This is a genomic window from Streptomyces sp. NPDC107528 (genome assembly GCF_055639295.1).
Window position 1 is genome coordinate 151,730 of sequence record NZ_JBVKAV010000003.1, and the last position, 11,445, is coordinate 163,174.

The 11,445-nt window shown below is 70.9% G+C and carries 7 protein-coding genes; 3 read left to right on the forward strand and 4 right to left on the reverse strand.

Features of this window, described 5'->3' with window-relative positions:
- Positions 1-418 precede the first annotated feature (418 nt).
- Positions 419-1,405 carry a mannose-binding protein gene (locus ACZ7L5_RS10490; RefSeq protein ID WP_471516738.1) on the forward strand — a complete coding sequence of 329 codons (987 nt, stop codon included), beginning with the start codon at positions 419-421 and terminating at the stop codon, positions 1,403-1,405.
- A gap of 209 nt (positions 1,406-1,614) precedes the next feature.
- Here ACZ7L5_RS10490 and ACZ7L5_RS10495 read toward each other — a convergent pair whose 3' ends face one another.
- Complete coding sequence (locus tag ACZ7L5_RS10495; protein ID WP_471516084.1) at positions 1,615-2,661, reverse strand: FUSC family protein; 1,047 nt, start codon at positions 2,659-2,661, stop codon at positions 1,615-1,617.
- Between the two features lie 268 nt (positions 2,662-2,929).
- Between ACZ7L5_RS10495 and ACZ7L5_RS10500 the strand changes: the two genes are divergently transcribed.
- Positions 2,930-4,138 (forward strand): DUF2235 domain-containing protein, encoded by a 1,209-nt coding sequence (locus ACZ7L5_RS10500; protein ID WP_471516086.1) that lies wholly within the window; start codon positions 2,930-2,932, stop codon positions 4,136-4,138.
- Between the two features lie 16 nt (positions 4,139-4,154).
- On the opposite strand, the gene map is transcribed toward ACZ7L5_RS10500, so the two are convergent.
- Positions 4,155-4,955, reverse strand: a complete 801-nt coding sequence (gene map, locus ACZ7L5_RS10505; RefSeq protein ID WP_471516088.1) for a type I methionyl aminopeptidase — start codon at positions 4,953-4,955, stop codon at positions 4,155-4,157.
- Positions 4,956-5,203: 248 nt separating this feature from the next.
- Here map and ACZ7L5_RS10510 point away from each other — a divergent pair, with 248 nt between their 5' ends.
- Positions 5,204-7,306, forward strand: coding sequence for an acyltransferase family protein (locus ACZ7L5_RS10510; protein ID WP_471516090.1), 2,103 nt, complete (start codon positions 5,204-5,206; stop codon positions 7,304-7,306).
- A 51-nt stretch (positions 7,307-7,357) separates the two neighbouring features.
- Here the strand turns inward: ACZ7L5_RS10510 and ACZ7L5_RS10515 are convergent, their stop codons facing one another.
- Positions 7,358-9,805 (reverse strand): SpoIIE family protein phosphatase, encoded by a 2,448-nt coding sequence (locus tag ACZ7L5_RS10515; RefSeq protein WP_471516091.1) that lies wholly within the window; start codon positions 9,803-9,805, stop codon positions 7,358-7,360.
- A gap of 149 nt (positions 9,806-9,954) precedes the next feature.
- Complete coding sequence (locus ACZ7L5_RS10520) at positions 9,955-11,358, reverse strand: carboxylesterase/lipase family protein (protein WP_471516093.1); 1,404 nt, start codon at positions 11,356-11,358, stop codon at positions 9,955-9,957.
- Positions 11,359-11,445 lie beyond the last annotated feature (87 nt).

An 11,445-nucleotide genomic window follows, 5' to 3' on the forward strand; every position in this document is an offset into this window, starting at 1 on the left:
CAGGGTCCGTATCGGGTGCCTGCGTGCCCGTTTACTGCCCGAGTGGGGGACGTTCCGGGAGCAGGGCGGCGTGGACGGACAAAGCGACGGAAGCGTTGAGGCGGGTGGGGCGGCTGATCGCCCCTGGTACAGGCTAAGTTGGGCTACGCCATCGGTCCGGTCGGCATACGGTGCCTTCCGGCCGGACGTCCGGGCCGAGGCCGTACGGGAAGACCGCGCAGCTCGTAAGGACGTCGGACCGGCCTGCGGCCGCCACCCCCGCGGGTCCTGTGGAACTAGGCGACCGGAACCGGGCCGAACCGGCTCACCCGGCGTGACACTCGGCCAACACCCGTCGGGTTTCTCGGCGTTCGTCCGGCCGGCCATCGCGCGGGCCCTGCACACCACCGACAGCTCCGCCACCGAGGAGGAGTACCGCATGTCCCCCCAGCAGCAGACCCCCGGCGCGAACGCGGAGGCGGCCGCCGCCCGCGAAGGGGAGGCCGGGTTACCGCCCACGCCCTCCGCACCGGACGAGGCGGCGCCGAGTACGGCCGCAGCCCCCGAGTCGGAGTCCGGCAGCACCCCGGCAGGGGAGACCACCGCCACCGCACCTCCCACCGAGGAGACCGCCGAAGCCGCGGCCCCGCCCGCGGCGGCAGCCGGGACGACCGAGGCGCCCGAGGAACGCGTCGCGGTGACCGCGGCAGTGGGGACGACGCCTCCGGGCACCAGGACCGACACCGGCGTCGGCAGCGGCCGCTCCCGCAAGCCGGTCCTCGCGGGAGCCGCGATAGCCGGCGCGGTGCTCATCGCCGTACCGCTGCTGCTGGCCGGCAGCGCGAAGGACGACGGCCCCGGCGATTCCAAAGGGCTGACCGCGGGTTCCGACACGGTCCTCAACCCGAACTCCGCCCCCGCCGCCCTCGACGACTACGTGGCCTCGAAGCCCAGCCCGTCCCCGACGAAGGCGAAGCCGAAGAAGAGCGAGCCTGCGAAGGTCGCCGCTCCCCCGCCCGCCGCGCCCTCCCCGGAGCCCAGCAGGACCAGCGTTCCCGCGAAACCGAAACCGAAGCCGAAGCCGAAGGCGAGCCCGAAGCCGAACTGGAGCACCGAGAGCGTCTTCGCGACCAGCGTCCTGGAGGTCAACCAGGCCTGGACCACCAACCGCATCCGGATGGTCATGCAGACCGACGGCAATCTCGTCGTCTACAACGAGCAGAGCAAGCCCATCTGGGCGTCCATGACCTTCGGCCGGAACCACCGGGCGATCTTCCAGCAGGACGGCAATCTCGTCATCCACAACGGCGAGGACCGCCCCATCTGGGCCTCCCAGACCTGGGGCAACGAAGGAGCCCAGCTGGTCCTGCGGGCCGACGCCAAGGTGGTCATCGTGAACAACGGCAGGGTGGTCTGGTCGACCTGACACCCCTCGCGCGACGGGCTCTCCAAGGGCCCGTCGCGCTGCCGGCCCTAGGGCCCGCCTGTGTGACTCCCTCACCACCCTCCAGGGCACGGGCACCCGCCTCGGCCTGAAGCTGAACAACCGGAGCGGCCTGGACCGCCTGCACTGGGCCCGGCGGGCGTAGCCGGGTGTCCGGCCCGGGCCGGCCGTAGCCGTGTCCCGGCCCGCCGTCAGTGCCCGACCAGCTGGTCGGCCAGGCGGTGGGCCTGGGTGAGGAGGGTGCCGTAGGTCGCCAGGGTGTCCGGGTCGTCGGGGGCCGCGCCGAGCAGCTGTTGCCGTAGATCGGCCAAGGCGCGGTTCAGGTCCTCGACCACCTCGCGGAGCTCCTGGTCGGCCTGCTCGTCCTGGCCGCCGGGGGCGAACCGGCTGCGCGTGTAGAGCCGGATGGCACTGGCGCTGCTGTGCAGGAAGTCCGCGTACGGCTCCGTGGCGTGCGGGCCCGGTCGCCAGCCCTTGCGATCGTCGCCGGAGGACTCCAGTACGGCCCGGGTGACGCCCGCGGTGTGGACGGCGACGTAGTCGAGGACGGTGACCGCGTCGTCGTAGTCCTGGTCCGGCTGTGAGAAGGCACGGCTGCGGCTGCGGGGATTGACGCGCAGGCTCTCCCGGCTCCAGCCGACCGCCGCGTGGGCCTGGTCCACCAGGCGCCACAGGCGCAGGGCACGCTCGTGCAGGGAACCGGCCGTGTGGGAGTCCCACTCGTCGGCGGCCAGCCGGTCGGCCACCCTGTCCAGGATCTCCTGCGCCTCGTCGGCCGCGTCCTCCAGCGCGGCACGGGTGCTGCGCAGATACACCGGCGGCCTGATCAGCACATTGACGGCGATACCGACGACCGCGCCGAAGACCGCCTCCGCGATCCGCGCCGCCGACGAGGTGATCGTGATCGGCCCGCCCGTCAGGACGAAGAGGGCGCCCGTGGCCGCGTAGACGCCCTGGCTGCCCAGTCGGCGCCAGTTGCCCAGCAGCACGACCGCCGGGAGCACCAGCGCCATGGCCGCCATCGGGGAGTCCAGGAGCAGGGCGACGCCGGTGGCCACCACGGTTCCCGTGGCGATGGCCGCCAGTTGCTGCAGACCGTGCGCGATCGACCGGTACACCGTCGACTCCACCAGCACGATCGCCACCCACGGGGCGATGAACGCCATCGGCGCCTCAAGCCACCAGCCCGCCACCGCCCACGCCACACACGCCGCCAGCGCGGCCTTGCCCGCCTGCATCGCCAGATCCCGCTCACGCCCCGGCTCCGCAAAGGCCCGCCGGACGGTCTCTGTGGCGGCCCTGACGCGGGGGCGTACACCCAGCGGCCTTCCTCGCATCCCCTGCATGCGGGCCAAGTGCCCTGACCGACCGGGATGAATGCACCCGGCAGCGGGTGACGTACGCCGCGTCGCGCGGTGCCTCTGTCGCATGGCGCGGCTCCTCCAGTGGTGGGAACCTGGATGTGGTGCTGTGCGCCGCTCCACGCTCTCGCGAGGAGGGATGGTCATGGCCAAGCGTCTGGTCGTCTGCTGTGACGGCACATGGAACTTCGCCGACCAACCGAGCAAGACCAACGTCGCCAAGGTCGCCCTTTCCGTGCTCCCGGGTTTCGCCGCCGGGAAGGAGCAGCGCGTCCACTACCACAGCGGGGTGGGCACGCGACGGCGGGAGCGGTTGCGGGGCGGCGCGTTCGGCGCGGGTCTGTCCCGGAACGTCATCGACGCCTACCGGTTCCTCGTCGAGACGTACGAGCCCGACGACGAACTCTTCCTTTTCGGCTTCAGCCGGGGCGCCTTCACCGCCCGCAGTCTCGCGGGACTGGTGCGTAACGGCGGCATCCTGCGGCGGGAGCACGCCGACCGGATTCCGGAGGCCTGGGCCCTGTACCGGGACCGGATCGAGCAACCGAAGGGCGCGGCGGCCACGTTGTTCCGCCGCTCCTATGCGCGCGAGACGGAGATCCGTTTCATCGGGGTGTGGGACACGGTCGGTGCCCTCGGTATCCCCGTTCCCGGCCCCACGTGGTTGCAGCCCGCGGCGCACCGGTTCAACCGCCGCTGGGCGTTCCACAACACCGAGCTGAGCAGTTGGGTCCGGGCGGCGTTCCACGCGCTGGCCGTCGACGAGCAGCGCTCGGCGTTCCGGCCCGCGCTGTGGCACCAGCAGCCCGGTGCGGCCGAGCAGGGCCAGGAGCTCAAGCAGGTCTGGTTCGCCGGGGTGCACTGCGATGTCGGTGGCGGCTACAAGGAGACGGGACTGTCGGACATCCCCCTGCTGTGGATGGTCGATCAGGCCCGCAGACACGGGCTGCAGTTCGACACGGACGTACTCGGCGCTGCCGGTCCCAAGGTGATGAAGCCCGAGCAGAGCATCGACTTCCGGGTACGGCCGGACGCCTTGGGCGACCTGCACGACTCTCGGACGGGTATGTACCGGCTGGCCGACCCCCTGCACCGGCCGATCGGGGAAGCGGTCGACGCCGAGGGAGTCCCCGACGGCAACGAGTTCCTTGCGGTGCCCGCCAAGGAGCGCTACGACCGGGACACGGGCTACCGGCCCCCGCAGTTGGAGCGCCGCCTGACCGCCCAGGACCGGATCCGGCTGGAGCCCGTCCTCCTGCCGGACCTCGCCACGGGCCTGCCGCCCCTGCCGCCCGCGTCGTCCGCCCCGGGGACGACGGCCGAAGCGCCGGGCGGCCTCGACCGCGCCCCATGACCCGTCCGGAACTCCTTCACCTTTCCCTGAGTGCGAGGGCCGTCCACGCCGTCGGCAAGGTGAGGATTTCGGCTCCGTCGCCGGTGATGGCGATCGTGTGCTCGCTGTGTGCCGTACGGCAGCCCGTCGCGCTTCGGAGCGTCCACCCGTCGGCATCAGTGACGAGTTGAGCGGTGTCCGCCATCACCCATGGTTCCAGTGCCAGCAGCAGCCCTGGGCGCAGTTTGTATCCACGGCCGGGCCGTCCGGTGTTCGCGACGTGCGGGTCCTGGTGCATCGTCGACCCGATGCCGTGGCCTCCGAACTCGGTGTTGATCGGATACCCGGCCTCGCTGAGGACCGCGCCGATGGCATGCGAGATGTCTCCGATGCGGGCCCCGGGCCCGGCAGCGGCGATCCCGGCGGCCAGCGCGCGTTCGGTCGCACTGATCATCGCGACGCTCTCCGGGGGCTTCGCGTCGCCCACGAGGAAGCTGATGGCGGCGTCCGCAGCGACGCCGCCTCTGGCGACGGCGAGGTCGAGGGTCAGCAGATCCCCGTCGGCCAGCGTGTAGTCGTACGGCCGTCCGTGGAGCACGGCGTCGTTGACGGCCGTGCAGATGTAGTGGCCGAACGGTCCGCGTCCGAAGGACGGCGCGTAGTCGACGTAACAGGACACCGCTCCCGCCTCGGCGATCATCGCCTTGGCCCAACGGTCGATGTCCAGCAGGTTCGTACCGATCGCGCTGCGGCTCTTCAGCGTCTGCAGGATGTCAGCGACCAGGGCGCCTGTGTCCCTTGCCCGGGTCAGCAGGGTGGGGTTCAAGATCTCGATCACGCGGTGCCCTTCTCATGCCACCAATAACTATACCGGTCAAACTATACCGGGTTAAAATTGGAGCGTGACGCTCGGCCAGCTCGGGATTTCTTGTCATCGGGCTGAGTGGAGGTGAACTCACGGCTTCGCGCGGCTGAATCCTCGGGATGAGGCGAAGTCGGGGCGACAACAGTGCAACCGCGTGTAGCGGCCGGACAGATCTTGATGACCGAAGCAGTGTGCAGTCGCCCCGAGGAGTCACACCCCCGATGTCGAGCATCACGTCCGCCGAGATACGTACCGTCCCGGCGAGCGCCAGATCATCCGCACCGTCCCGGGGCCCCGCCCTGCGGCTCGACATCCAGGGGCTGCGCGCGGTGGCCGTCGGGCTGGTCGTGCTCTCCCACGCCGGCGTGTCCCGGGTCAGGGGCGGTTACGTCGGTGTCGACGTCTTCTTCGTGATCTCCGGCTTCCTCATCACGTCGCTGCTGTTGCGCGAAGTCGCCACCACCGGCCGGGTGTCGGTCCGTTCCTTCTACGCCCGCCGGGCACTACGGCTGCTTCCCGCTTCGTCCCTGGTCATCGCCGTCACGCTGGGCGGGGCGTGGCTGTTCCTGTCGAAGGCACGGCTCGCCGAGTACGCGGGTGACGCCCTCGCGAGCGCGGTGTACGCGGTCAACTTCCGGCTGGCGGCGGCCGGTACGGACTATCTGGCCCAGAACAGCCCGCCGTCACCGTTCCAGCACTTCTGGTCGCTCGCCGTGGAAGAGCAGTTCTACCTGGTGTGGCCGCTGCTCCTGCTGCTCACCTGGCGGGTCGCCCGCGGTCGCCGCCGGCTGGTCGCGGTCCCGCTCGGGGTACTGAGCCTGGGGTCGTTCGCGGCGGGCGTGCTCGTGACGAACTCCTCCGCGCCCTGGGCGTACTTCGGCTCCCTCACCCGGGCCTGGGAACTGGGCGCCGGTGCGCTCCTGGCGCTGGCCACCGGCAGGCTGAAACGACTGCCGGCCGCGCTCGCGGCCCCGATGACCTGGCTCGGCCTGTTCGGCGTCACGCTGGCAGCCCTCTGGTACGACGCGGAGACGCCCTTCCCCGGCTACCACGTCCTCCTGCCGGTCGCCGGTACCGCGCTCGTCCTGGCCGGCGGTTGCGCGCCCACCCCGCACGGCGCGGGCCGGCTGCTGGGGCGGCGACCGCTGGTGTGGCTCGGCGGACTCTCGTACGGCTGGTACCTGTGGCACTGGCCGCTGCTGGTCATAGCCCCGGCGGCGCTCGGCCGCACGGACGGCACCGCGGACGTGCCGCTCGCGCTCGGGCTGTCGGCGGCGGCGCTGGGCCTGGCGTGGCTGACCCTGCGCCTCGTCGAGAACCCGGTCCGCTTCCACCGGGCCTTCCGCAGGCGCCCCCGCCGCGCCCTGGCGTTCGGGGTCGCGCTGTCCGCGGGCGTCTCGGCGCTGTCTCTGACGGCGACGGCGGTCCCGCCGACGATCGAGGTGGGCGCCCCCGCGCCCGTGCTGGCGCAGGCTCTCTCCGACGCTCCGGCCCCGCAGGAACGTCTCACCGAACTCCTGACGTCGTCCCCCACCGCCCTGCCGAGCAATCTCGCCCCGCCCCTGCCGAAGGTGAAGTCCGCCCGCTCCGCGGTCTACCGGGACGGCTGCCATGTCGACTACGCCGCCACCCTCTCCCCGCCCTGCGTCTACGGCGACCGCACATCGTCCCGTACGGTCGTCCTCTTCGGCGACTCCCATGCGGCCCAGTGGTTCCCGGCTCTGCAACGGCTCGCGACGGCAGGCGGCTGGAAGCTGGTCTCGTTGACGAAGGCCTCCTGCAAGGTCGCCGACGTGACCATCGTCAGCGGCCACAAGCCGTACACCGCCTGCGACACCTGGCGCTCCCACGCCATGGCGAGGATCGAGAGCCTGCGCCCCGCCCTGGTCGTCGTCTCCTCCTCGGACGCCGGCGATCCGGCCCGCCCCGCCGCCGACTCCCTCCACCAATGGACGACCGGCTTCGAGCGCACCTTCCGCGCCCTGGCCACCTCCGGCGCCCGGGTCACCGCCCTGCTCGACACCCCATGGCCCAAGGGGGACCCGATCGACTGCGCCGCCAGGAATTCCCTCCAACTACGCACCTGCGCACACCACGTGCCGGGCGCGACCCGCGATGCGTCCCGCGGCGAAGCCATTCGCGCCGCCGCATCCACCACGGCCGCCACAGTCATCGACCCGACCCCCTGGCTCTGCGCCCCCCGCACCGGCATCTGCCCCGTGGTCGTCGCCGACACCGCCGTCTACCGCGACGACAGCCACATCTCGGAGGCGTACGCCGAGGCACTCGCCCCGGTTCTGGCGCCCTCTCTGGATGTCGAATGAGCCAGGACGTCCCAGCAGGTCCCGGCAGATCGCCACGCACCCGTGCATGATTCAGAAGCCCTCACTCACAAGGGGAACTTCCGCCCAGATCGTCTTGCCGGCACGTGTGTGCCGGCTCCCCCAGCGCTGTGCGAGTTGGGCGACGATGAACAGTCCGCGGCCGCCTTCGTCGAATGTGCGGGCACGCCGCAGATGGGGTGCCGTGCTGCTGGCGTCGCTCACTTCGCAGATGAGCGTGGTGTCGCGGATCAGTCGCAGTTGCACGGGTGGATGACCGTAGCGGATGGCGTTGGTGACCAGTTCGCTGACGATCAGTTCGGCGACGAAGACGAGGTCCTCCAGATGCCAGTCGGCGAGCGCACCGCTCACCAGTTCCCGGGTGCGAGCGACGACGGCCGGGTCCGAAGGCAGGTCCCAGTCCGCGACCTGATCGCCGCCCAGGGCCCGGGTGCGGGCCAGCAGGAGGGCGGCGTCATCGGTGCGGACGCCGGGCAGGAGGGCTTTGAGTGTGCTGTCGCAGGTGTCCTGCAATGGACGTGTCGAGTCGGCGAGGGCCGTACGAAGCACGGCTCGGCCCTCGTCGACGTCACGGTTCGCACCGTCGATGACACCGTTGGTGTAGAGGGCCAGGACACTGCCTTCCGGCACGTCGAACTCCGCTGTTTCGAAGGGCAGCCCTCCCAGCCCCAGCGGCGGACCGGCCGGCAGGCTCAGGAAGTCCGTGGTGCCGTCAGGCATGACGAGAACCGGCGCGGGGTGGCCCGCCCGCGCCATGGTGCAGCGACGGGAGACGGGGTCGTACACGGCGTAGAGACAGGTGGCTCCCACCTCGCCCTGTCCGTCGACGGGCGCCTGGCTGGTGCCGTTGGCCGGGTCACCACGGTCCATGCGCAGGACGAGGTCGTCGAGCTGGGTGAGCAACTCGTCGGGGGCAAGGTCGACATCGGCGAGCGTACGGACCGCCGTGCACAACCGGCCCATGGTCGCGGACGCCTGAATGCCGCGTCCCACCACGTCTCCCACCACGAGTGCCACCCGCGCTCCCGACAGCGGGATGACGTCGTACCAGTCACCGCCGATGCCCACATCCGGGTCCGCCGGCAGATACCGGCAGGCCACCTCCACGGCGGCCTGGTGGACAACGTGTTCCGGCAGGAGGCCGGCCTGCAGGGCGAGCGCGATGTCGCGCTCGCGGGTGTAACGGCGGGCGTTGTCGATGTAGACCGCCGCTCGGGCGGCGAGCTCCTCCGCCAGCCGAAGGTCTTCGTCGTCGAAGGATTCCGCGGTGCGGTGGCGGCAGAAGACCGCCACGCCCAAGGTGACACCTCGGGCGGACAGCGGCGCCACCATCAACGAATGGATCCCGTGCGTTCTGATGCTCCTGGCGCGGTCGGGGCTCCCATCGGCCCAGGACCCGAGCGTGGTGTCGTCGACGTGATGGCGCGAGGCGCGGCCGGTGGCCAGGGCGCGGCCCGGCGGGGACTGCTCGTGGTAGCTGTGCACCTGCCTGAGCGCGACCACGGCCTCGGGGCATCCCGGTACGACGGAGTGCTGGGCGGTCCGGCGCAGTGACGAGCGGTCACCGGCGGGAGGTGTGCCGGGTTCGGTGACGACGAGGCTTTCGATCAGGTCGACGGCGACGAAGTCGGCGAAGTGTTCTGTGGCCACCTGAGCCAACTCCTGCGCTGTGCGCGTGACATCGAGTGTCGTACCGATCCGCAGGCCGGCTTCGTTGAGAACGCTCAGCCGCTGGCGGGCACGGAACTGCTCTGTCGTGTCGGCTGCCGCCTGGGACAGTGCGCACACCCGGCCCGCACGGTCCTTCACGGGATAGAGCGAGAGCAGCCATGCGTGGGGGTGCGTCTCGCCGGGGGTGCGCAGGTGGGCTTCCACCTGCGTCGGCTCACCCCGGCGCCAAACCTGTTCGGCGACCTCTCCGATGTGTTCCAGACCCTTCATCGGCTGTGCCGGGGCGGTGTGGCCGATCCGGATGCCGAGGAGATCGCGTTCCGGCATCCCCATCACACGAGTCGTAGCCGCATTGACCGCCAGGCACAGGCCCTCCCGGTCGAAGAGCGCCATCGGCAGGGGAAGCTGCTCGAGCGCCCACATCTTGAGGCGGGAGAGATCCGGTTCACCCGTGGCGTCCGGACCTGTGGCAGTACGTTCAACAGCGGTGACGGTGAGGAGCCAGTCGGTCTCGCCGATCGCATTGAGGAGAGGGTGGGCCTCCAGACGGACACGGAGAGTGTGGCCGTCCTGGTGACGGACAGCGACGGAGCCGCTCCAGGGCACGCCCTCGGCCCAGCAGCGCCGGTACTCGGCGGAAAGGGGCCCGGACAGAAATCCGGCAACGCGCTTGCCGAGCACGTCCTCGGACCGGTAACCCAGCAGCTCACGCGCCTCGCCGCTCCAAGCAGTGGCCACTCCGCGGGCATCCAGCGCGATGAAGGCGGCCTGCCCCGGTACCAGCCGCACGTTGTCAGGACCGGCCGACACAGCGACCTCCTCGTCCACGGGTGGACCACTGTCCTGGTCGCCCTCGTCCGCAGGGCGCACCTGGCTTCTCCAGCCTGCGCCCGTCGTCGCACTTTCTCAACGACAGGACCTCGTGGACTCGCGGCACTCGTGCACCGGCATGGTGGACGTCACGGCTCTCTCACGCCCCGCGGCATCCGGATGTCCCGCAAGGGGTCGGACTCGACCCGTGAGACCGCGTCGAAGATCATGCCGGCTCGGTGAGTGGTCTCGAACGCGGACCAGGCGGCGCCGGGATGGCCGTGGCGCGCGAAGGACGCCCATGCGGAACTTATGGCGTCCGCGAGGGGCTGTGGCGCGGCGGGGCCGGTGAACCGGTCGACCCCCGGGGCCCTCAGGTTGTCGAAGACGAAGGGCAGATCGAGCGAGTGGCAGGCGCCCAGCTCCCCGTTCCGGGCCGTGGAACGCCAGGTGAACAGGTACGTCCACACCTGGCTGGTACGGGCTGCGTGCGCCTCGACGAGCCTCGCGGTGGGCGCGTGGAACATGCGTTCCCCGATGAGGGCGGCGATCTCGTCGCCGTGCGGCGCCTGTGGGCCGAGCAGGAACAGCCGCGCCTCTTCCTCAGTGGTACCCGAGATCAGAGGGATCGGGGGTACGGCTCCTGATGCGAACGCTGCCGGCGGTGCCTGCGGGAGGGTGAGTCCGTCCACGACGGGAGCGAACGGCAGGCCGAGAGCGTCGCCGCGCTCACGCAAGCTCTCCCCCACCGATTGCTGGGCATGGAGAAGCGCCGCGATTGGGAGGTCGAGGAGCCGTCGTGCCTCGGCTTCGGGAAGGGCGAGCGCGGTCAGCAGGTCCCGGGCCACGGCGGTGGCCCGCTCGCGGGTGTGCGTGTACTCGGCGCTGCCGCTCTGGGCGATGGCCTTGTGGAAGAGGCCCTGCGCGGCCGGCATGGCCATCAGCGTGAGGACACTCATCGCCCCGGCGGACTGTCCGAACACGGTGATGTTGTCCGGATCGCCGCCGAACCCGGTGATGTTGTCCCGTATCCAGTGGAGGGCGGCGATCTGGTCCAGGAGGCCCACGTTGCCGGATGACCCGTACTCGTCCCCGAGCAGTTCGCCCAGGTACAGGAATCCCAGGGGGCCGAGTCGGTAGTTGACGGTGACGACGACCACGTCGTGCCGTGAGGCGAGTCGGCTGCCGTCGAACACCACGTCACGGCCCGAGCCCGTCAGAAAAGCTCCTCCGTGCAGCCACACCATGACGGGCAGGTTGTGGGCGCCCCGCTGAGGCGTCCATACGTTGACGGTGAGGCACGACTCCTCGCTCGTGGGAAACGGCGGATGGCCGAACATCTGCTCCAGCACCGGGTCACGCGGTTGCGGTGCGGCAGGGCCGTAGTCCGTCGCCGGTTTCGGTCGCGTCCAGGACTCCGGCGGCTGCGGGGGCTGGAAGCGCAGGCGCCCCACAGGCGGAGCGGCGAACGGTATGCCCTTGAATACGCGCACGCCTTCGCCGGTGACGCCCTGGACCGGCCCGTGCGTCGTGTCGGCAATCTGTCCGGCCATACCTCACTCCTTCGTCAACGGGCGGCCCGGTGCGTGCCCGGCATCGTCCGCCGGACACGCACCGCAGTCTTCGTGTGCCGCCGCTGC

What these genes read in the sequence shown, in the direction of transcription:
- ACZ7L5_RS10495 (WP_471516084.1), bottom strand. Translation starts at nt 2,661, where the DNA reads ATGCAGGCGGGCAAGGCCGCGCTGGCGGCGTGTGTGGCGTGGGCGGTG.
- ACZ7L5_RS10490 (WP_471516738.1), top strand. Translation starts at nt 419, where the DNA reads ATGTCCCCCCAGCAGCAGACCCCCGGCGCGAACGCGGAGGCGGCCGCC.
- ACZ7L5_RS10510 (WP_471516090.1), top strand. Translation starts at nt 5,204, where the DNA reads ATGTCGAGCATCACGTCCGCCGAGATACGTACCGTCCCGGCGAGCGCC.
- ACZ7L5_RS10500 (WP_471516086.1), top strand. Translation starts at nt 2,930, where the DNA reads ATGGCCAAGCGTCTGGTCGTCTGCTGTGACGGCACATGGAACTTCGCC.
- ACZ7L5_RS10520 (WP_471516093.1), bottom strand. Translation starts at nt 11,358, where the DNA reads ATGGCCGGACAGATTGCCGACACGACGCACGGGCCGGTCCAGGGCGTC.